The 19672-nt window shown below is 67.7% G+C and carries 22 protein-coding genes; 11 read left to right on the forward strand and 11 right to left on the reverse strand.

Annotation, left to right across the window (positions count from 1 at the left end; all coding sequences use genetic code 11):
* The first annotated feature begins 35 nt into the window (after positions 1–35).
* The 3 genes from GOPIP_RS10905 to GOPIP_RS10915 are packed head-to-tail and all read left to right on the forward strand — an operon-like array spanning position 36 to position 2386.
* A complete protein-coding gene (locus GOPIP_RS10905; protein WP_006369698.1) occupies positions 36–446 on the forward strand; it encodes a hypothetical protein in 411 nt (136 codons plus the stop codon).
* A gap of 33 nt (positions 447–479) precedes the next feature.
* Positions 480–1907, forward strand: a complete 1428-nt coding sequence (gene purB / locus GOPIP_RS10910; protein ID WP_006369699.1) for an adenylosuccinate lyase — start codon at positions 480–482, stop codon at positions 1905–1907.
* Between the two features lie 41 nt (positions 1908–1948).
* Positions 1949–2386, forward strand: a complete 438-nt coding sequence (locus GOPIP_RS10915) for a VOC family protein (protein ID WP_006369700.1) — start codon at positions 1949–1951, stop codon at positions 2384–2386.
* 28 nt (positions 2387–2414) lie between these two features.
* On the opposite strand, the gene GOPIP_RS10920 is transcribed toward GOPIP_RS10915, so the two are convergent.
* A complete protein-coding gene (locus tag GOPIP_RS10920) occupies positions 2415–2714 on the reverse strand; it encodes an Rdx family protein (protein ID WP_006369701.1) in 300 nt (99 codons plus the stop codon).
* Between the two features lie 114 nt (positions 2715–2828).
* On the opposite strand from GOPIP_RS10920, the gene GOPIP_RS10925 reads away from it, so the two are divergent.
* Positions 2829–3716, forward strand: a complete 888-nt coding sequence (locus GOPIP_RS10925; RefSeq protein WP_014361459.1) for a phosphoribosylaminoimidazolesuccinocarboxamide synthase — start codon at positions 2829–2831, stop codon at positions 3714–3716.
* Between the two features lie 7 nt (positions 3717–3723).
* Positions 3724–5928 (forward strand): S9 family peptidase, encoded by a 2205-nt coding sequence (locus tag GOPIP_RS10930; RefSeq protein WP_006369703.1) that lies wholly within the window; start codon positions 3724–3726, stop codon positions 5926–5928.
* Here GOPIP_RS10930 and GOPIP_RS10935 read toward each other — a convergent pair.
* The 3 genes from GOPIP_RS10935 to GOPIP_RS10945 form a co-directional block, all read right to left on the reverse strand.
* Positions 5918–6514: a dihydrofolate reductase family protein gene (locus GOPIP_RS10935; RefSeq protein ID WP_035727745.1), complete on the reverse strand. Its 597-nt coding sequence runs from the start codon at positions 6512–6514 to the stop codon at positions 5918–5920. The genes GOPIP_RS10930 and GOPIP_RS10935 overlap by 11 nt on opposite strands.
* A 120-nt stretch (positions 6515–6634) precedes the next feature.
* A complete protein-coding gene (locus GOPIP_RS10940; RefSeq protein WP_006369705.1) occupies positions 6635–8218 on the reverse strand; it encodes a DHA2 family efflux MFS transporter permease subunit in 1584 nt (527 codons plus the stop codon).
* Positions 8215–8718: a MarR family winged helix-turn-helix transcriptional regulator gene (locus tag GOPIP_RS10945; RefSeq protein WP_006369706.1), complete on the reverse strand. Its 504-nt coding sequence runs from the start codon at positions 8716–8718 to the stop codon at positions 8215–8217. The genes GOPIP_RS10940 and GOPIP_RS10945 overlap by 4 nt, the downstream gene beginning before the upstream one ends.
* 118 nt (positions 8719–8836) lie before the next feature.
* Between GOPIP_RS10945 and GOPIP_RS10950 the strand changes: the two genes are divergently transcribed.
* From GOPIP_RS10950 to GOPIP_RS10965, 4 genes are all read left to right on the forward strand, one after another.
* A complete protein-coding gene (locus tag GOPIP_RS10950) occupies positions 8837–9328 on the forward strand; it encodes a glutathione peroxidase (RefSeq protein WP_006369707.1) in 492 nt (163 codons plus the stop codon).
* Positions 9329–9396: 68 nt separating this feature from the next.
* A complete protein-coding gene (gene purS / locus GOPIP_RS10955) occupies positions 9397–9636 on the forward strand; it encodes a phosphoribosylformylglycinamidine synthase subunit PurS (RefSeq protein WP_006369708.1) in 240 nt (79 codons plus the stop codon).
* A 15-nt stretch (positions 9637–9651) separates the two neighbouring features.
* On the forward strand, positions 9652–10335 hold the full coding sequence (gene purQ / locus GOPIP_RS10960; protein ID WP_006369709.1) for a phosphoribosylformylglycinamidine synthase subunit PurQ: 684 nt from the start codon (positions 9652–9654) through the stop codon (positions 10333–10335).
* A 19-nt stretch (positions 10336–10354) separates the two neighbouring features.
* Positions 10355–11635 carry a M18 family aminopeptidase gene (locus GOPIP_RS10965; protein ID WP_006369710.1) on the forward strand — a complete coding sequence of 427 codons (1281 nt, stop codon included), beginning with the start codon at positions 10355–10357 and terminating at the stop codon, positions 11633–11635.
* Between the two features lie 37 nt (positions 11636–11672).
* Here the strand turns inward: GOPIP_RS10965 and GOPIP_RS10970 are convergent, their stop codons facing one another.
* The 4 genes from GOPIP_RS10970 to GOPIP_RS10985 all read right to left on the reverse strand — a co-directional run bounded on the left by GOPIP_RS10970 (position 11673) and on the right by GOPIP_RS10985 (position 15779).
* The gene (locus GOPIP_RS10970) at positions 11673–12374 is read right to left on the reverse strand and encodes a S1 family peptidase (protein WP_006369711.1); all 702 of its coding nucleotides are present in this window, start codon (positions 12372–12374) and stop codon (positions 11673–11675) included.
* A 119-nt stretch (positions 12375–12493) separates the two neighbouring features.
* Complete coding sequence (locus GOPIP_RS10975) at positions 12494–13309, reverse strand: lytic transglycosylase domain-containing protein (protein WP_014361450.1); 816 nt, start codon at positions 13307–13309, stop codon at positions 12494–12496.
* Positions 13310–13552: 243 nt separating this feature from the next.
* Positions 13553–14860, reverse strand: coding sequence for a hypothetical protein (locus GOPIP_RS10980; protein ID WP_035727747.1), 1308 nt, complete (start codon positions 14858–14860; stop codon positions 13553–13555).
* A 49-nt stretch (positions 14861–14909) separates the two neighbouring features.
* A complete protein-coding gene (locus tag GOPIP_RS10985) occupies positions 14910–15779 on the reverse strand; it encodes an SDR family oxidoreductase (protein WP_035727769.1) in 870 nt (289 codons plus the stop codon).
* A 137-nt stretch (positions 15780–15916) separates the two neighbouring features.
* On the opposite strand from GOPIP_RS10985, the gene GOPIP_RS10990 reads away from it, so the two are divergent.
* Positions 15917–16339 carry a winged helix-turn-helix transcriptional regulator gene (locus GOPIP_RS10990; RefSeq protein ID WP_006369715.1) on the forward strand — a complete coding sequence of 141 codons (423 nt, stop codon included), beginning with the start codon at positions 15917–15919 and terminating at the stop codon, positions 16337–16339.
* Here the strand turns inward: GOPIP_RS10990 and GOPIP_RS10995 are convergent.
* The 3 genes from GOPIP_RS10995 to GOPIP_RS11005 all read right to left on the reverse strand — a co-directional run bounded on the left by GOPIP_RS10995 (position 16327) and on the right by GOPIP_RS11005 (position 18909).
* Positions 16327–17718 (reverse strand): VOC family protein, encoded by a 1392-nt coding sequence (locus GOPIP_RS10995; protein ID WP_006369716.1) that lies wholly within the window; start codon positions 17716–17718, stop codon positions 16327–16329. The two genes, GOPIP_RS10990 and GOPIP_RS10995, sit on opposite strands and share 13 nt — an antisense overlap.
* On the reverse strand, positions 17715–18242 hold the full coding sequence (locus GOPIP_RS11000; RefSeq protein WP_014361446.1) for an RNA polymerase sigma factor: 528 nt from the start codon (positions 18240–18242) through the stop codon (positions 17715–17717). The genes GOPIP_RS10995 and GOPIP_RS11000 overlap by 4 nt, the downstream gene beginning before the upstream one ends.
* Before the next feature lie 106 nt (positions 18243–18348).
* Positions 18349–18909 carry an LppP/LprE family lipoprotein gene (locus tag GOPIP_RS11005; RefSeq protein WP_006369718.1) on the reverse strand — a complete coding sequence of 187 codons (561 nt, stop codon included), beginning with the start codon at positions 18907–18909 and terminating at the stop codon, positions 18349–18351.
* Positions 18910–19083: 174 nt separating this feature from the next.
* On the opposite strand from GOPIP_RS11005, the gene GOPIP_RS11010 reads away from it, so the two are divergent.
* The gene (locus GOPIP_RS11010; RefSeq protein ID WP_006369719.1) at positions 19084–19656 is read left to right on the forward strand and encodes a hypothetical protein; all 573 of its coding nucleotides are present in this window, start codon (positions 19084–19086) and stop codon (positions 19654–19656) included.
* Positions 19657–19672 lie beyond the last annotated feature (16 nt).

A 19672-nucleotide genomic window follows, 5' to 3' on the forward strand; every position in this document is an offset into this window, starting at 1 on the left:
ACCGAAATCAGGGGTCGGGGAGAGAAAGGTGAGTCATGGGGGAGCGTAAGGGTGCGATACGCCGGTGGGCTGCATCGCTGGTGGCGGGTACGGCGGTGGTCGCCGGGGTACTGGCGGGGACCGGGTCGGCGTCGGCGGCACCGACCGGGCCGGTCGACGCGGGTGTGCCGTTCTCCTCGGTGGTCTACGGCACCGGCTGCACGTACAACCTGACGGTGCCGGTCAACTCCGTGGGCATGGTCTCCTTCTACGAGCAGCGCCAGGGATTCGCCCCGATCTTCATCGGCAGAGCGCCCGCGTATCAACTGATCGCGACGGTCAACTGGACGCCGCGCCGACTCGGCGACCGGATGCTCTATGCGGTGCAGAACGGCGTCACGTCGCCGATCACCATCGCCCGGGTGCACCAGGGGTACGGCTCCGGGGGCCTGTGCTTCGCCCTGTAAAGACGCCGGCGGCCCGCAAACTACACTGTTGACGTGTCGAAACCTGTCATCAGCAACGTCCTCGCGAGCCGCTATGCGTCGACCGATCTGGTCGAGATCTGGTCGGCGACCAACAAGATCGCCGCCGAACGCGGACTCTGGATCGCGGTCCTGCGGGCCCAGCGCGACCTCGGGATCGACGTGCCCGACAACGCCATCGACGACTACGAACGGGTCGTCGACGACATCGACCTCGGGTCCATCGCCGAGCGTGAACGCATCACCCGCCACGACGTCAAGGCGCGGATCGAGGAGTTCAACGCGCTCGCCGGTCACGAGCAGATCCACAAGGGGATGACCAGCCGCGACCTTACCGAGAACGTCGAGCAGCTGCAGATCCTGCAGTCGCTGCGGCACGTCCACGCCCATGGTGTCGCCGTGCTCGCGCGGCTCGTCGAACGGGCCGCCCAGTATTCGTCGCTGGTGATGGCCGGACGCAGCCACAACGTGGCCGCGCAGGCGACGACGCTGGGCAAGCGATTCGCGTCGGCCGCCGACGAGTTGATGATCGCGCTGACCCGACTCACCGAACTCATCGACCGCTATCCGCTGCGCGGCATCAAGGGGCCGATGGGTACCAGCCAGGACATGCTCGACCTGCTCGGCGGCGACGCCGGCAAACTCGCCGACCTCGAGTCGCGGGTCGCCGGGCATCTCGGGTTCTCGCGATCGTTCACCTCCGTCGGGCAGATCTACCCGCGCTCCCTCGACCACGACGTCGTCTCCGCACTCGTCCAGGTGGCCGCGGCACCGTCGTCGCTGGCCCACACGATCCGGCTGATGGCCGGACACGAGCTGGTCACCGAAGGTTTCCAGCCCGGCCAGGTCGGGTCGTCGGCGATGCCGCACAAGATGAACACCCGCTCCTGCGAGCGGGTCAACGGCCTGGCTGTGGTGCTGCGCGGCTACGCGTCGATGACCGCCGAACTCGCCGGCGCGCAGTGGAACGAGGGCGACGTCTTCTGCTCGGTGGTGCGTCGCGTGGCGCTGCCCGACGCCTTCTTCGCCATCGACGGCCTGATGGAGACGTTCTTGACCGTACTCGCCGAATTCGGTGCCTATCCGGCCGTCATCGCCAACGAACTCGACCGCTACCTGCCGTTCCTGGCCACCACCAAGGTGTTGATGGCGTCGGTGCGCGCGGGCGTGGGGCGTGAGACCGCGCACGAGGCGATCAAGGAGAACGCCGTCGCCGTGGCACTGGCCATGCGCGAGGAAGGGCGCGAACCCGATCTGCTCGACCGGCTCGCCGCCGACGACCGCATCCCGCTCGACCGGGTCGCGCTCGACGCATTGCTCGACGACAAGGAGGCCTTCGTCGGCGCGGCCGGTCGCCAGGTCGCCGACGTCATCGCCGCCGCCGAGAAGATCATCGCCGAGAACCCGCAGGCAGCGGCCTACATCCCGGCGCCGATTCTGTAACGAGGACACTGCCTGTCCGCAGTGTGGGGAACCATGTCGGCATGAGTATCGACTTCCAGGTGACCTTCGACTGTGCGGACCCGGCAGCGCTGTCCGCGTTCTGGGCCGAGGTCCTCGGCTATCGGCTCGCGCCCCCGCCGCCGGGCTTCGACACGTGGGACGATGCGCTCTCGGCGATGGGCATCGCCGAGGATCGGCGCAACGACGCCTCGGCGCTGGTCGATCCGGCAGGCGCGGGGCCGCGCGTCTTCTTCCAGAAGGTGCCCGAGGGCAAGACCGTCAAGAACCGCGTCCACCTCTGTGTTCGGGCGGCCCCCGGCTTGTCGGGCGGCGAGCGGATGGCGGCGCTGGAGCGCCGTGGTGCCGAACTGATCGACCTGGGCGCCCGGCGGCTCGCCCGGCACGAACCGGCGCCTCCGCTGGCGGGCGGTCACCTCGTGATGGCCGATCCGGAGGGCAACGAGTTCTGTCTCGACTGACTCGTCGGTCCGGGCGAGCAGCCCGTGGCTAGCCCGCGTCGGGATCGGCGGGCGTGCGGTCGGCGTGCCCCAACGACCAGTCGGGCAGCACCGAATCACGGACGCGGCGTTTGAGTTCGGCGGCGTCGGGAAAACCGCCGTCGCGCTTGCGTTCCCAGATCTGCTCGCCGTCGGCCTCGATGACGAAGACGCCGCCGGTGCCCGGGCGCAGGATGACCGAGCCGAGGTCGGTGCCGAAGGTCGACAGCAGTTCCGCCGCCATCCAGTTGGCCCGCAACAACCAATTGCATTGCGTGCAGTAGGTGATGGTGATCTGCGGTGCGCCCATGACGACCCAGACTGCCAGATCACCCCGAGCCGGATCCCCCCGAGCTGCGGGGCCACCCAGACTGCCGGCCACCCAGACTGCCCCTACCGACCTGCGCACACTATGGTCGAGGGCATGCGTCCGGCTCTCGACTCGTACACCTTTCTCGCCTCCGGCAAGGTCCGCGAGATCTATCAGATCGACGACGACACCCTGCTGATGGTGGCCAGCGATCGCATCTCGGCCTACGACCACATCCTGAGCCCGGCGATACCGGACAAGGGTGCCATCCTGACCGCCATGAGCTTCTACTGGTTCGATGCGCTCGGCGTGCCGAATCACCTGGCGGGCGGACCGACCGACGAGCGCATCCCCGACGGGTGTGTGGGCCGCTCGATGGTGGTGCGCAAGCTGCCGATGGTGCCGGTGGAATGTGTGGCCCGCGGCTACCTCACCGGCTCCGGGCTGATCGACTATCGAGCCACCGGCGCGGTGTGCGGGGTGGCATTGCCCGACGGCCTCGAGGAGGCCGACAAGCTGCCGGAACCGATCTTCACCCCGGCCACCAAGGCCGAACAGGGCGACCACGACGAGAACATCAGCTTCGAGGCCGTCGCCGCGCAGGTCGGGGCCGAGTTGGCCGACGATCTTCGCCGCACGACCCTCGACATCTACCGGCGCGGCGCCGAACTCGCCGCACAACGCGGAATCATCCTGGCCGACACCAAGTTCGAGTTCGGACGCGAGACCGACGGGTCACTGGTCCTCGCCGACGAGGTGCTCACCCCGGACTCCTCGCGGTACTGGGAGGCCGCCGGCTACACCCCGGGACAGGTGCAGCCGAGCTTCGACAAGCAGATCGTCCGCAACTGGCTGACCTCACCGGAGTCCGGCTGGGATCGCGCCTCCGATGCGACCCCACCCGCCCTTCCCGCCGACGTGGTGACACGCACCCGGCAACGATACATCGAGGCCTACGAATGGATTTCGCAGAAGTCCTTCGCCGACTGGCCGCAAGGATAGGAGTCACGTGACCGACGCAGCAGCAGCCGACACCGACGCCGCAGGCAACACCGACGCAGCGGCCGCCACCATCGCCGCGCCGGTGGCGAAGAAGGTTCCCCTCGAGCGAACCCACCACGGCGACACCGTCATCGACAACTACGAGTGGTTGCGCGACAAGGACGACCCCGAGGTGATCGCCTACCTCGAGGCGCAGAACGCCTACACCGAGGCCCATACCGCCGCGCTGGCGGATCTGCGGGCGACGATCTTCGACGAGATCCGTTCGCGCACCAAGGAAACCGACATGTCGGTGCCGTCGCGGCGCGGTGAGTACTGGTACTACGCGCGCACCCTTGAGGGCAAACAGTATGCGATGCAATGCCGTTGCCCCATCGTCGATCCCGACGACTGGACACCGCCGACGGTGTCCGAGGATGCGCCGCTGCCGGGCGAGGAGGTGCTCTTTGACGCCAACGACGAGGCCGAGGGTCACGACTTCTTCAGCGTCGGTGCGCTCACGGTCAGTCACGACGGCAACTGGCTGGCCTACAGCACCGACGTGGTCGGCGACGAACGATACACGTTGCGGTTCAAGGACCTTCGGACCGGAGAACTCTTGCCGGACGTCATCGCCGACACCGCGGGCGGGGCCGTGTGGTCGACCGACACCAAACACGTCTTCTATCAGACCGTCGACGCCGCGTGGCGCCCGGATACGGTGTGGCGCCACGACATCGGCGCCGGCACCCCCGACGTCAAGGTCTTCCACGAGCCCGACGAACGCTACTGGGTCGGCATGGGGTCGACCCGCAGCGACAAGTACCTGGTGATCGCCGTCGGCTCCAAGATCACCTCCGAGTGTTTCGTCCTGTCCGCCGACGACCCCACCGGCGAATTCCGCAGCGTCGCACCCCGGGTCGACGGTGTGGAATACAACGTCGAACACGCCGAGATCGCCGGCACCGACTATTTCCTGATCGTGCACAACGATGTTCGTGACGGTGAGAAGGCCGAGGACTTCGCCGTCGACATCGCCCCCGTCGACGATCCGGCCGCCCGAACCGAGTTCATCGGGCATCGGCGCGGCTTCCGGATCGAGGATGTCGACGCCTTCCGCGACTATCTCGTGCTCAGCTACCGCGCCGACGCCCTGCCGCGGGTGGCCATCGCCGATCTCCGGCGGATCGACGGCATCCCGGTCGCCGAGGACTTCATCGAGGTCGCCGTCGCGCAGGAGCTGTTCTCCCTCGGCCTCGGCGGCAACCGCGAATGGGCCACGCCACGACTGCGATTCGGGTACGGCAGCTTCATCGAACCGTCGGAACTCTTCGAGCTCGACGTGACCACCGGCGAGCGTATCCTGCTCAAGCGTCAGCCCGTCCTCGGCGACTTCCGCCCCGAGGACTACGTGCAGTCGCGCGAATGGGCCACCGCCGCCGACGGTACCGAGATCCCGTTGTCGATCGTGCGCCACAAGTCGGTGGCGGCACCCGGCGACGAGGGTGCGGCCCCGGCTCCGTTGCTGCTCTACGGATACGGCTCGTACGAGGCGAGTTTCGACCCGTCGTTCTCGGTGTCACGACTGTCGATGCTCGATCGCGGTGTGGTCTTCGTCCTCGCCCATGTCCGCGGTGGCGGCGAGATGGGCCGGCACTGGTACGAGACCGGCAAGACGCTGACCAAGAAGAACACCTTCACCGACTTCGTGGACTCGGGTCGTCATCTCGTCGAACGCGGTTGGACGACGTCGGAACAGATGGTCGCCGAGGGCGGTTCGGCCGGTGGACTGCTGATGGGCGCGGTGGCCAATCTGGCGCCGGAGCTGTTCCACGGGATCCTCGCCTCGGTGCCGTTCGTCGACGCCCTCAACTCGATCCTCGACCCGTCGCTGCCGTTGACGGTCATCGAGTGGGACGAGTGGGGTGACCCGCTGCACGATCCGACGGTCTACGAGTACATGAAGTCGTACTCGCCGTACGAGAACGTCGAGGCGCTCCCGTACCCCGCGATCCTCGCCCAGACCTCGCTCAACGACACCCGTGTGCTGTTCACCGAGGCGGCGAAATGGGTTGCCCGCCTGCAGGAGTTGAGCACCTCGGACAATCCGATCCTGCTGAAGACCGAGATGTCGGCGGGCCACGGCGGTGTCTCCGGACGCTACAAGCAGTGGGAAGAGGTCGCCTTCGAGATCGCATGGATTCTCCAGCAGACCGGAGCCGTCACGCCGTAGTCTTCGGCACCAGGGTCTGCGCGACGATCCCACCGTCGAAGACGGCGGTGTCGATGAGATCGAGGTCGAGTGGTTGCGTGAGGTCGCTGAACAGCGGCTGCCCGCGACCCAATGCGATCGGTGCGATCACCAGCCGGTATTCGTCGACGAGTCCGAGCGAGACGAGGCTGCGGGCGAAGCGCACCCCACCGTTGACGAGGACGACGCCTGCGGTGTGTTCCTTCAGACGTTCGACGTCGGTGACGAGGTCGCCGCCGGCGAGGTAGGGCGATTCCCACGTGCCCGCTCCCGCGAACGGAAAACCGCCCGGTGGCGGTGCCGCTTCTGCCGACAGGGAGTGTGACGCGACGACCTTCGGGGTGTCGTTCATCGCCGCGGCCATCGGCCCCTGCGCCGACGACCAGAAGGCGGCGACCCCGTCGTGGAATCCCCGCCCGATCAGGTGTACGTCGGCCTCCTGCAGGGTGCGCAGCACCCAGGCGGTCGAGTCGTCGCTGCGTGCGGCCATGGCCCAGTCCATCTCACCGTCGGGGCCGGCGATGAAACCGTCCAACGACATCGACATCTTCAGTACCAATGTGCTCATGCGGGGACAGACCGGCGCGGCGTTCAGAACTCATCGCTGCAGCGGCCCGGGCCGCCGAATGCACGAGGCCCGCACCCGAGATGATCGGGTGCGGGCCTGGTGCGTTGGTGCCGTGGACGCTCAGTGCAGCAGCGTCGGCGTGCGATCCATGTCCTCTTCGACGAGCGGGGAGGCGATCTTCTTACGGGGCAGGAAGATCGCGGGGATCACGGTCACCGCGACCAATACCGTCGCCACGATGAACGTGGTACCGAAGGCTTCGGCCGCCCAGGAGAACCACTGATCCGGCGGGTTCGCCGGAAGCGCGGCGGGGGTGTTGGCGCTCGCCTGCACGGCCTGCGCGTACTTCTCCGGTGCGGCATTGGAGCTGATCGCGAGCAGCGACTCGGGATGCGACTTGAACATGTTGGCCAGGACCACCGAGATCACCGCGGTACCGATCGACGACGCGGTCTGCTGCACCACGTTCATCAGCGTCGAACCGTCGGGAACCTGCTTGTTGTTCAGGGTGGCCAGCGCCGCGGACATGATCGGCATCATCGTCATACCCATGCCCAGACCCTGGACGAACAACGCCAGGCACACCGCCCAGTAGGGGGTGTCGGCGCCGAGGAAGACGAAATAGCCCATGCCGCAGAAGATCAGCACGATACCGCCGAGGACGAACTTGCCCGGACCCATCTTGTCGGTCAGGCGCCCGGCGATGGGCATGGTGAGCATCGCGCCGAGACCCTGCGGGGCGAGCAGCAGGCCGGCCATCAACGTGGACTCGCCGCGAACACCGATGAAGTACTGCGGATAGAGCAGTGCCGCACCGAAGAACGCGATCATGAAGGTGGTCATCGTGACCACCGCGATGGCCAGCGTCTTGTTCTTGAACAGGCGCAGATCCAGCAGCGGATTCTTCGCGCGCAGCGCGTGGAAGATGAATGCGATGATCAGCACGGCGCCGATGATCGTGGTGACGAGCACCTTCGTGTCCATGAAGGTGCCGGCGTCGGTGGACGAGGAGATGCCGTAAAGGAACAACGCCAGACCCGGTGAGAGCATCAACAATCCGACGAAATCGATTGTCGGGCGCTGTTTCTCCTCGTCGTCACGCAGCACGAGCCAGGCGTAGACGAGGGCGACGAGGCCGATCGGGACGTTGATCAGGAACACCCAGTGCCAGCTGGCCTTCTCGATGAGCAGACCGCCGAGGATGGGTCCGGCGATGGGGCCCAACAGCATCGGGATACCGAGGACGGCCATCACCGAGCCGACGCGTTCGGGACCGGCGGCCTTGGTGAGGATCATCATGCCGATCGGCATCAGCAGACCACCGCCGAGTCCCTGGACGACGCGGAAGGCCACCAGCGAACCGATGTTCCAGGCGACCGCGCACAGCGCGGAACCGACGAGGAACAGCACCAGCGAGGTCATGTAGACCTTCTTGGTGCCGAATCGTGCCGCGGCCCAGCTCGAGAGCGGGATGACTGCGGCCAGCGCCAGCGTGTAGCCGGTCATCGTCCACGCGGCGCCCGCGGCGTTGGTGTTGAAGGTCTCCTGGAAGGTGTTCTGCGCCACCGACACCACGGTCACGTCGAGGATCGACATGATGGCGCCGAGCACGACGACGCCGGCAACGGTCAGCACGTGCCGGTCGAGTTTGGTGTCCGGTGGGCCGGCGTGGGCCGTCCCGCCGGCGGAGGTGGAACTCGTCATGAGTGCACTTTCTGGTCGTGGGTCCGATGGGTGTCGAGAGTGGGGTGGGTCAGGTCGAAGTAATCGGTGTCGGCGTCGACGATGGGTCGCAGCGCGTCGGTCAACGCGTCACGGTGTTCGGCGGGCAGGCCGACGACGAAGTCGCTGATGATCTCCTGGCGCACGCTGAGCTGTTCGTCGACGAGGTGCCGGCCGCCCGCGGTGAGGCTGACGCGTTTGACGCGCCGGTCGGCGGGGTCCTCGCGGCGATCGACGAATCCGAGCCGCACGAGGCGGTCGACGGTCCGGCCGGTCGCGGCCAGCGACAAGCCGATGGCCTCGGCGATCTCGTGGACCGACATCGGCGCCTGGGCGTCACCGGCGACGAACAACACCCGGATCTGGGAGAAGGTGAGGTCGGTGGTGGCGAGGTCGTCGACGGCGGCGGCCTTGCTCAGGCAGGTCAGTCGATCCAGGAACTCGTGCAGTGCGCGGCACGCGGAATCGATCGAAGTGGACACCCGAAAATGCTAACGGGGACGCAACTATCGCGCGAACACAATTATCGGTGATATGTGTCATAGCGCAGAAAAGTCGGTGATCTGCACCACCGCGCCAGGGCGATTAGGGTCGGGAGCCATGAGCAATGTCAAGGACATCCCCGTGGCCGCACTCGACGGATCGGCGCTGTCGCTGTCCGATTTCACCGGACCGTTGCTGGTCGTCAACGTCGCCAGCAAATGCGGCCTCACGCCCCAGTACACGGGCCTGGAAGAACTGGCCCAGACCTACGGTGAGCGCGGACTGACCGTCGTGGGTGTGCCGTGCAACCAGTTCATGGGCCAGGAACCGGGCAGCGCGGAGGAGATCGCGACCTTCTGTTCCACCAATTACGGCGTCACGTTCCCGCTGCTGGAGAAGACCGACGTCAACGGTGACGGGCGGCATCCCCTCTACGCCGAGCTGACGAAACTCGCCGACGCCGACGGCGAGGCCGGTGACATCCAGTGGAACTTCGAGAAGTTCCTCGTCGGCGCCGACGGCGAGCCCGTCGCCCGCTTCCGTCCGCGCACCGAGCCGACCGCACCCGAGGTCGTCGCGGCGATCGAGGCGGCGCTGCCGGTAAGGTAACCGGTGTTCAGCCAACCTTCTCCTCGTCGTCCGACGGCCAGGAGATATTCGATAGGGAGCTATTGCCGATGGCACGAGTGGTGGTCGACGTGATGCCCAAGGCCGAGATCCTCGATCCCCAGGGTCAGGCGATCGTCGGGGCACTGGGCCGTCTGGGATTCTCCGGCATCGCCGATGTCCGCCAGGGCAAGCGTTTCGAACTCGAGGTCGACGACTCCGTCGACGACGTCACGTTGGAGCGCATCGCCGAGGAGTTGTTGACCAACACGGTGATCGAGAACTTCAACGTCTCCCGGATTGCCGAGTAGGCGGCGGAGACGACTGTGAGCAACGCACGCATCGGGGTCATCACCTTTCCCGGCACCCTCGACGACGTCGACGCCGCCCGCGCGGTCCGTCTCGCCGGGGCCGAGGCCGTCGAGTTGTGGCACGGCGACGCCGATCTCCAGGGCGTCGACGCCATCGTCGTGCCCGGCGGGTTCTCCTACGGCGACTACCTGCGCGCCGGGGCGATCGCCAAGTTCGCCCCCGTCATGGGTTCGGTCATCGAAGCCGCCGGCAAGGGTATGCCGGTTCTGGGAATCTGCAACGGTTTTCAGGTCCTGTGCGAGGCCGGACTGCTGCCCGGCGCGCTGACCCGCAACGAGGGACTGCACTTCATCTGCCGCGACCAGTGGCTGCGTGTCGAGTCGACCACGACCGCCTGGACCACCCGGTTCGAGCGTGGCGCGGAGATCCTCATCCCCCTCAAGTCGGGGGAGGGCCGTTACGTCGCCCCGCAACGCAAACTCGAGGAACTCGAGGGCGAGGGGCTGATCGTGTTCACCTATGCCGGTGGCAATCCCAACGGTTCGGCCCTCGACATCGCCGGCATCAGCAGCCCTGACGGCCGGATCGTCGGACTGATGCCGCACCCCGAACACGCCACCGAGGCCCTGACCGGTCCGAGTGACGACGGCCTCGGCCTGTTCTACTCGGCGATCGACGCCGTCCTGGCCAACGCGTGACGATGCGGCGGGTCACGGCATGAGTGCTCCTCGTCTGACCACCACGGCCACCGCAAGGGGGCTCGGTGCCTTCATCGACGCCTCGCCCTCTCCGTTCCACGTCTGTGCGACGGTGGCGGCGGAATTGGAGGAGGCCGGTTTCCGGCGCCTGTTCGAGGAGCGCGAGTGGTCACTGGACGACACGCGTCGCTTCTACGTCATCCGCGGCGGTTCGATCATCGCGTGGGATCTCGGTGACGGCAATGCCTTTCGGATCGTCGGTGGCCACACCGACAGTCCCAACCTGCGTCTCAAGCAACGCCCGGATCGCGTCAGTGCCGGTATCCGCACGATCGCGCTCGAACCCTACGGTGGCGCCTGGCTGAACTCCTGGCTCGACCGCGATCTCGGGTTGTCCGGCCGACTCGCCTATCGCTCCGGCAACGCCGTCGAGCACGTGCTGGTGCATGTGACCGAGCCGGTGGTCCGGGTGCCGCAGTTGGCGATTCACCTCTCCGCCGACCGCAAGGGCGTCACCCTGGACCCGCAACGACACCTCGACGGGGTGTGGGGGATCGGTGCCGACGTGCCCGACGTGCTGGACTGGGTGGCCGAATATGCCGGTATCGCACCGAATTCGGTGCTCGGCTGGGAGTTGATGACCCACGACGTGGCACCGTCGCGGCTGATCGGAACCGACGAAAGCCTGCTCAGCGCACCGCGTCTGGACAATCAGGGCACCTGTTACGCCGGGCTGCGGGCGTTGCTCGACGGCTCGCCCGCCATCGCGACCCGAGTACTCGCGCTGTTCGACCACGAGGAGGTCGGCAGCGGCTCCGAGCGCGGCGCGGCGTCGGACTTCCTGTCCACCGTCCTCGAACGAATCGTGTTGTCCCGCGGGGGAAGCCGGGCCGACTACCTGCAGGCGATGGCGTCGAGCATCTGTGTGTCGGGCGACATGGCCCACGCCACCCACCCGAACTATCCCGAGCGGCACGAGCCCACCCACCAGATCGCCATCGACGGCGGTCCGGTGCTCAAGGTGAACCAGAATCTGCGTTACGCCTCGGATGCGATCGGGGAGGCCGTTTTCGCGCTGGCCTGCGACACCGCGGGGGTCCCGATGCAGCGCTACATCCACCGCGCCGACCTGCCCTGCGGATCGACGATCGGGCCGATCACCGCCACGCGCACCGGTCTGACGACCATCGACGTCGGCGCACCCCAACTCGCGATGCACAGTGCCCGCGAGCTGATGGGTGCCGCCGATGTACCGATGTATTCCGCTGCGCTACAAGCTTTCCTGAGTACCGAAGCCTGAGCACAGAGGCCTGATCACAGTGGCCTGAGCCGGTCGGTCAGACCGGCCGGAATCCCGCGCCGACGCTGCCTTGGGCGTTGAGGTCGGCGAGGATCGCGGTCATCTTGGTGGCGACCAGCGGGCTGTAGATCGGGATCGCCGGATTCACACATCCGATCGCGCCCTTGATCGGGGTGCCGGGGATGCCGAGGATGAGGCCGCCGTTGAGCATGCCGACGACACGATCACCCATCACGATCGGGCCGCCGGAGTCGCCGTGGTTGGCGCAGACATAACTGAGGCTGTCGGTGCTGCTGGTCTGCAGGACCGGCCCACAGCTGAAGCCGGTGGTGCGTCCGGCCTTACAGACGTTGGCGCCGGCCGGCGGGAACGCCCCGACGCTGCGGATGGTCGCGCCGCCCGCGGTGCGTACGGCGCTCACCCGATTCGGGTCGAGGGTGATGACCGCGTAGTCACCCGGTTCGCTCTTGCGCGCGAAACGACCGACCACACCCGAGGCGGGGTTGTCCTCGAGGGAGACCTTCGATCCGACATGGCCGCAGTGCCCGGCGGTCAGGCCGATGAGTCGTCCGGCGCGATCGTGCCCGACCGTGGTCATCGTGCAGCCGAATCGGCCGTCGATCACGATGGCACTGCCGCCGCCGACGGTGGCTCGCGGTGCTGCCTGCGCCGCATAGGCGGGCGCGAGTGCGAGCAGGAGTCCGACGAGGACGGTCAGGATGCGCAGGGTACGACGCAAGGTGCTCTCCGATCGTGGTGACAAAGGTCCGGGAGAGTTCGCGATAGCGAATCCGCCCTCGGTGCTCCGCCACCCTATCCGGCGCGGATGCCCGGTCAAACAACCTCGGTGGAAGCGCCTCAGTAGCTGCGGGCGAAGCCGAGCACGTTGTCGACGTAGGTCATCGAGTTGTTGTAGCGCAGCACCGCGGCCGTCTGTCCGGCGATGTCGCGCAGGTTCAGCCCGCCGTCGCACAGGTAGCGCGCGGTGGTCAGCGCGGCGTCGTAGATGTTCTGCGGGTCGGCGATGCCGTCGCCGTTGCCGTCGGCGGCGTACTTCTTCCAGGTCTGCGGGATGAACTGCATCGGTCCGACCGCCCGGTCGTGGACCGGGTCGCCGTCGATGGCACCACCGTCGGTGTCGGTGATGACCTGGTTGCCGGCCAGCGAGCCGTCGAGGGTGGGCCCGTAGATCGGGGTCTTCAGGCGGCCGGACGGGTCGACGTCGCCGTTGTCGGCGTGGTGGGATTCGACCTTGCCGATTCCGGCGATGAGCTTCCAGTCGATCCCGCAGACCGGTTCGGTGCGTGCGATGGTGTCGGCGGCCTGCTTGTAGGCGCGGTAGTTGGTGGCCGGGACCTGGCCGTCGGTGACGCTCGCCGGCATGGGCGGCGGCGGGGTCGCACGCACGGGGGCCACCGTCAGGTCGTGGGCCGGACGGGTCGGCAGCGACGTCGGGGTGTTCGAGCGGGCCGGTGCCGGATGGCCGGCCGTGGCCGGTTCGGGTGCGGCCGCGGTGGTCGGCGACGCGGCAGGAGCCGCGGTGACCTGTGCGTCGTCGGTGGCCGCAGCAGCGGCCGCGGCGCAGACGCCGACCATCGGGATCAGCGCGGTGGCCAGCATCGGTTTACGGGAACGCGGCAGCAACGGTGAGCGCGTTTTGGAGTGCTTCCCCAACTTTCGGACCTCACTACAGACTCGGGTACATCGTTTACCCACTGCCGCGGTGCTCGTCGATTGCGGTGTTCGTCGACTTCATGGGGCAGTGGGCCGCGGACGAGGCTACCGACTTCCGTGTCCGTTCCGTTATCTGGCCGTTACCGAAACCTGGGAGTCGGCTGAGTGTCATCGCTGCCGTTGCAGGTCATGCCGGGACCAAAGTCCCGGATGTGAGTCCGGCCACATGCCGCGCCGGCGGGGTCAGTGCGGCGCGAACACCCGGATGCTGGTGCCCTCGAAGGCGACGAGGAATCCGTCGACGTCCGCCACCTGGCCGTTCACGTCGACCGTCCACGCGAAACTGCCGGCCGACGGGTCGACCGCGCTGATCCTGCTGTTGCTGGCGAGCACCAGGAGATCACCGCTCGACCCGACGCAGGTGAGGTTGTCGAGGTTCGCGTCGGGATCGTCGAAGCCCGGCGCGGGCAATGAGCCGAGGTGCTTGGCGTCGGCGAGGGAGTAGATCGACCGCGACCGGCTCTTCAACGCGAACGCCACCGCGGTACCGCACGGTCGGGTGTTGGCCTTGGACAGCTCGACGTCGGAGATCTGCCACAGCGCTCCCGGCTTGGCCGGATCGACGACGACGTAGGTGCCCTGCATCGCCTCCATCTGCGCGGTCCCGGTCTGGGTCAACACGGGCAGGGTGGACGGCCCGGGCAGCACCCGCATCCCCGCGACATGCGCGATGCGACGGGGATCGAGGACGCCGTCGGTCACGGCATAGGTCTCGAACATGCGGTGGTCGGGGTCGGTGTACTCGACGGTGATGCCGGTCGGGAACGCGGTGATCGTGCAGTCGGTGCAGTGGAGACGGTCGGCGCCGGTGCGCGGATCGACGATGAACCGGCCCGCGTCGCTGGTGGTGATCTGCAGCAGCCCGTCGGTGAGCACCTCGGCGCTCGCGGCGCGGGCGAAGGTACGCGACCACAGTCCGTGGCCGTCCGGGGTGGCCATCGACACCCGGTAGCCGGAGGAGGAGATACGGACGAAGTCCGATCCGGCGCCGAGGACCGATGCGGTGTCGTCGAGGGCGGTCGGGCCGGACGGGGTGCCGTCGTCGTCGACGAGGTAAAAGCCTTGTGCGAGATCGCTGCTGGCGTTGACCGCGCAGCCGACCACGCCGTCGTCGGTCATCCCGCAGCTCCCGGTGCCCGCGCGCAGCGGATGCTTCCACAGCAGATGTCCGTCGCTGCGATCGACCATCACATAGGCGCGACCGATACCCGACGGGTAGCTCAGCAGCCAGCGGTCGGCGCCGGTGGCGACCACCTTGATCTGATCGCTGGAGGTGTAGTCGGGCAGGGTCTGACTCGACACCCTCCACGCGACGGCGGGCTGGTCGGGGTAGGACCGCAGCTGGCCGTAGGTGTAGCCGGTCGCCGGGCGATCGGGTGTGCCGATGGCCAGCACCGCCCCCACGCACACAACCATCACGGCGGCGAGTACGACCACGACGGTGCCGATACCGAACGGAAGTCGACGGCCCCGCTTGCTCCCCACACGCATGGCGACAGTCAATCACTCATGCCCTGCGTGGGGGAGGCTGACATGCAGATCAGGTGGTCACGGCCGCCAAGCCCGCGCGCAACACCTCGACCAGAGGCGTGGACGGCCGGCCGGTGAGCGTCGCGAGGTCGGTCGAGTCGGAGTCGAGCGCACCCCGGGCGACTCCGGCGTCCGAGTCGGCGAGGATCTCGGCCATCGGTGCCGGGATGCCGGCCTCGGTGAGCGCCGCCGCGTAGTCGGCCTCGGGAATATCGTTGTAGCGCACCGGTTTCCCGCTCACCTCGGCAAGGGTTGCGGCGATCTGTGCGTAGGTCGGGTGCTCGTCGCCGGCGAGCTCGTAGACCTCACCACCTGCGGCCTCGACGAGTGCGGTCGCCGCGGCAGCGGCGTAGTCACGACGCGACGCCGCCGCGACGGACCCGTTGCCGGCGCTGCCGTACAGCACTCCGGTCTCGACGGCCTGCGGAGCGGCGGCCAGATAGTTCTCCCAGTACCAGCCGTTGCGCAGCAGCACCGTGGGGATGCCGGACTCGGCGAGCACGCGCTCGGTGGCGACGTGTTCGGTCGCCAGGGCCAGCGGCGAGGTGTCGGCGCGCAGGATGCTGGTGTAGGCGATGAGGGAGACGCCGGCATCGGTCGCGGCCTCGATCACGTTGCGGTGCTGCGGGACTCGCTGCCCGACCTCGGAGCCGGAGACCAGCAGCACGCGGTCGACGCCGGTCAGGGCGGCGCGCAATGCGGTCGGGTCGCCGTAATCGGCGACCCGGACGTCGACGCCTGCGGACCGCAGTGCGTCGGCCTTCTCCGGGTTGCGGACGACGGCGACCACGTCGCGTGCCGCGACGCCCCGCTCGAGCAACGCCTCGACGGCGGCACTACCGAGTCCTCCGGTCGCTCCGGTGACGGCGTAGATGGTCATGGTTCCTCCTGGGTAGGTGGCGGGAAGTGCGAGCTTCTCACTCATGATGCACTTACTATTCGTACGGTGCAATAACTGTAAGCATGCGCATGTGTGACAATTAGCACCATCGTCCCGATGCGCCTAGAATGGCGCCCATGACCCCCGCCGCCCCCGGCTCCGCAGCCTCCGACCCGGACGCCGTCGATCCGACTCTGGAGGCCGACGTCTTCGCCCGCGATTGCAGTTCGCGTGATGTGTTGCAGAACGTGACCAGTCGGTGGGGTGTGCTGGCGCTCGCGGCGCTGGCCGAGGGGGACCTGCGATTCAGCGCGTTACGGCGCCGCGTCGACGGGGTCAGCGAGCGGATGCTCTCGCAGACGCTGCACAACCTCGAACGCGATGGCTTCGTCACACGTACTGTGCTGCAATCGATCCCGCCGAAGGTCGAGTACTCGCTGACCGACCTGGGTGCCGACGCCGCGACCCAATTGCGCGCCCTGATACACCTCGTCCAAGGCAATCTCGCGGCGGTCGAGCGGGCACGCGAGGCCTACGACGCGACCCGTCAGAACAACTGACCGAGGTAGAACCGCGCGCCCTGGTCGTCGGTGCATCGCGCCACCGCGCCGTAGACCTGACGGTTGGGCTCCTCGATCACGGCTCCGCCGGCAGCGCGCACCCGGTCGACGGCCTCGTCGATATCGGCCACGTTCCACATCGGTTCGGCCAAGGACCGATCCGCGCCCCCGGAGATCCCGATCTGCGGATGCACCCCGTCGACCTCCCAACCGTCGTCGATACGACCGGGTGTGAACCGCCAATTCATCACGGTGCCATAGAAATCGCGGTACCGGGCCGAGTCCGGGGTGTGCACGGTGAGATACGACATCGCGCCGAGCGTGCGAGGGTGCTGTTCCCCGCGGGTCTCGCCGGGGTCGGGTACGTGGACCGAGAAGGCGACGCCCTGGTCGTCCACGGCGTCCATCACGAGGTATCCGTCGCGTGCGACGGTGCTGATCTCGCCGACGCGACCACCGGCGGCGAGGATGGCTGCGCGGGCTCGATCGAAATCCTCCACGGCGTACACGCAGTAGAGGGTCCCGGCCGTTCCGTAGCCGTCTCCGTCGAAGATCCCGAGCCGGTGGCCGATGTTGGTGACCTGCCGGGTTTCCAGGTCGTACTCCCAGCCGAGAACCGCGCCGTAGAAGCGGGCGGCCCGCTCACGGTCGGGCGTCTGCAGCGACAGGTAGACGATGTCGCCGACCCGGACACGTTCGGCAGTCACTGCGGTCCGTGCGGGACCGGTCAGCATCCACCGGTGTCCGAAGGGATCGATGATGGTCGCCGAGCGCGTGCCGTAGGCGTCGTAGGGTTCGCGGGTGACGGCGGCGCCACCGCGCTGTGCGTGGGCCAGGGCCTCATCGGTGTCGGTGACGGGAAGCATGAGGCTCACCGAGACGTGCCCGGGTTGCGGAGCGTGTAGACCCAGGTCGGGGGATTCGTCGGCGAGGTAGAGCACACCGTCGCCGATCTCGAGTTCGGCGTGCCCGATTCGGTTGTCGTTCATGACAATCGGTTCACCGCGTAGACGCGCGCCCAGGTTGTCGCGGTACCAATCGATCGCTTGCCGCGCACCGCGGACCGTGAGATACGGCAGGGCGCCGGGGCGTCCGACGGGAGATGCGGCGGGTGCTGAGACGGCCGCTGCGTTCACGGCGTTGTCAATAGTGGTGTCGGCGCCGGGAGCGAAGCGAGCGGGCCGGGAAGCATCGGACATGAGGATTCCCTTCGGAAGGGTGACGCCGCGTTCGAGTCGATCACGGAGACGGGCGGCGAAGGCGGGATCGGGGGCCACCGGTGCGTCCCACCCGGGGGTGTCCGAGGCGCGCAACACGGCGAACGGGTCGCCGATGGGGGAGTTGGGGGCCGAATCGAATTCGGCGTCGTCGTGGCTCATGCGCGTCCTCCTTTCCGGGTGGATCGGGCCGGTTGGTCGGGGTAGGCCGCGCGGAAGGCGCGCTTGGCCCGGGTCAACAGCGCCTCGGTGGCACCGACGGTGCGGCCCATGATCTCGGCGCATTCGGCGACCGGGAGGTCGTCGACGTAGCGCAGCGTGAGCACCGACCGGTGGATCGGTGTGAGCTGCGCCAGGGTGTGGTGGGCGATCATCCGGTCCAGATGGACCTCGGCGAGATCCTCGCCCGGCGGATCGGGCACGTCCGGCACGGGCTCGGGCGTGCGTTGCGCCCGTCGCCAGTGGTCGGCGAGCTTGTGCCGGGCGACCCCGATCAGCCAGGGCACCGTCGGGGTCAGGTCGGCGTCGCGACGAACCGAATCCATCGCGGCGAGAAAGGTCTCCGATGTGACGTCCTCGGCGACCCGTCGGTCCGAGCACCGTCGCACGACGAACCCGTACACCGCGGGTAGAGCCGTGTCGTAGACCTCGAGGAGGGCCTCGGGGCCGGTGTGTTCGCCACTCACACCCTCATCGTCGTCGCCCGGGGCGCAAACCCGACGCGTGTTGGGCAGAAAAATGCGTCGCCGGCCGTGCCCGTACGGCACGACCGGCGACACTCGCGCCCGCCGATCAGGCCGGCGGGAAGAACCCCAGACGAATCACCCTGCCGCCGAATTGGAATGCGGTGACGTAGGTCGGTCCGCCGCTCGCGCAGCAGAACGGGTCGTCGGCGCGCAGCCAGCGATACTTCACGGTGACGTGGTCACGCGTCCAGCCGGCGATGGAGGTGTAGGAGTACGGCTTCGGATCGACGGTGCCGAGGAAACGGCCGTTGTGGAAGAGCAGGACGCGCGACTGGTAGGTGGCGTCGCCGATCCCGTTGCCGGTGACCAGCATCCAATCCAGGTTGCAGCCGCGGGAGAGGGGATTGGTGCTCGCGCTGCGAGGCTCCCAACTTCCGCCGTTGACGTCTCGGCCGATCTTGGTGAGCGAGTCACGGGCGAGGGCCGAGTTGAGATCGAAACACAGCCCGTGCCCGCTGCCGGGCGGGGCGGCCGCGGCGTCGCCGGCTCCGAGGGCGGTGGCCGAGAGTGAGCCGGCGAGCACGCCGGTCACCGCGAGGCACAGGACGAGCAGTCGCCGGAGTTCGGTCGGTGGTCGGGTGGACGGAGAGCGTCGAGCAGAGGTCATGATGTGGCCTTCCTGGTGGTGGTGTCAGGTCCCGACCTCGGGAGCGATGTCCCGTAGTGGCCTGTTCGCGTGTTTCGCCGCTCTCGTTAGCCAGGCGTAGCTGTTGTCATTCGGGTGCGATACCTGCTCCGGCGGTGTCGGGCCGCACGTGGCGATGGCGCGTAGCGTGCTCGCGTGGTCTACGTCCTTCCGCTGGCAGCGCCCGACGGCTTGGCGCCGCACTCGACCTACGAGACCGTGTGGACCTACCAGGGGTCGGAGACCGTGCTGACCAACGCACTGTTCTTCGGCGGATACGCCTCGATGATTGCCGTCATGATCGCTGCGACTGTGATCAACCGACGTATCGCCAAGCGCCACGGGGTCAAATCCGAGCGTGTCACCCGGATCGCCCGGTGGCTTGTCATCGTCCTGTTCGTGGTGACCACGGCCGGGTCGCTCCTGACGCATGGGACGGGGCATCGGGATCAGAAGGTGGAAGCCGCCATCCTCGAACAGCGGTGGGGCCTGCAGATCGTGGACGTGAACCAGTTGCCGGGCCGTCATCTCGCGCAGAACGTTCCGTTGACCGTTCGATTCGGCGACAACACCGTCCAGTGTTTGCTTGCGACGTACGGCAAGCACACCGGTGACAAGCAGTGGTACACGAATCTGGTGGACCGGCGCGGAGCCGGCCGACCGTTGATCAAGTTCCAGCTGTGGTGCCCGTCCACCGGCGACATCACGGCTTTGCCGTTCGGGTCGTAGGCCGACCCAGGGGCCG

Source organism: Gordonia polyisoprenivorans NBRC 16320 = JCM 10675, assembly GCF_000241325.1.
GTDB lineage: Bacteria > Actinomycetota > Actinomycetes > Mycobacteriales > Mycobacteriaceae > Gordonia > Gordonia polyisoprenivorans.

Excerpts from the sequence above, each read along its gene's own strand:
- GOPIP_RS10905 (WP_006369698.1), top strand. The coding sequence starts at position 36 with ATGGGGGAGCGTAAGGGTGCGATACGCCGGTGGGCTGCATCGCTGGTG.
- GOPIP_RS10915 (WP_006369700.1), top strand. The coding sequence starts at position 1,949 with ATGAGTATCGACTTCCAGGTGACCTTCGACTGTGCGGACCCGGCAGCG.
- GOPIP_RS10920 (WP_006369701.1), bottom strand. The coding sequence starts at position 2,714 with ATGGGCGCACCGCAGATCACCATCACCTACTGCACGCAATGCAATTGG.
- GOPIP_RS10925 (WP_014361459.1), top strand. The coding sequence starts at position 2,829 with ATGCGTCCGGCTCTCGACTCGTACACCTTTCTCGCCTCCGGCAAGGTC.
- GOPIP_RS10935 (WP_035727745.1), bottom strand. The coding sequence starts at position 6,514 with ATGAGCACATTGGTACTGAAGATGTCGATGTCGTTGGACGGTTTCATC.
- GOPIP_RS10940 (WP_006369705.1), bottom strand. The coding sequence starts at position 8,218 with ATGACGAGTTCCACCTCCGCCGGCGGGACGGCCCACGCCGGCCCACCG.
- GOPIP_RS10950 (WP_006369707.1), top strand. The coding sequence starts at position 8,837 with ATGAGCAATGTCAAGGACATCCCCGTGGCCGCACTCGACGGATCGGCG.
- purS (WP_006369708.1), top strand. The coding sequence starts at position 9,397 with ATGGCACGAGTGGTGGTCGACGTGATGCCCAAGGCCGAGATCCTCGAT.
- GOPIP_RS10965 (WP_006369710.1), top strand. The coding sequence starts at position 10,355 with ATGAGTGCTCCTCGTCTGACCACCACGGCCACCGCAAGGGGGCTCGGT.
- GOPIP_RS10980 (WP_035727747.1), bottom strand. The coding sequence starts at position 14,860 with ATGCGTGTGGGGAGCAAGCGGGGCCGTCGACTTCCGTTCGGTATCGGC.
- GOPIP_RS10985 (WP_035727769.1), bottom strand. The coding sequence starts at position 15,779 with ATGACCATCTACGCCGTCACCGGAGCGACCGGAGGACTCGGTAGTGCC.
- GOPIP_RS10990 (WP_006369715.1), top strand. The coding sequence starts at position 15,917 with ATGACCCCCGCCGCCCCCGGCTCCGCAGCCTCCGACCCGGACGCCGTC.
- GOPIP_RS10995 (WP_006369716.1), bottom strand. The coding sequence starts at position 17,718 with ATGAGCCACGACGACGCCGAATTCGATTCGGCCCCCAACTCCCCCATC.
- GOPIP_RS11005 (WP_006369718.1), bottom strand. The coding sequence starts at position 18,909 with ATGACCTCTGCTCGACGCTCTCCGTCCACCCGACCACCGACCGAACTC.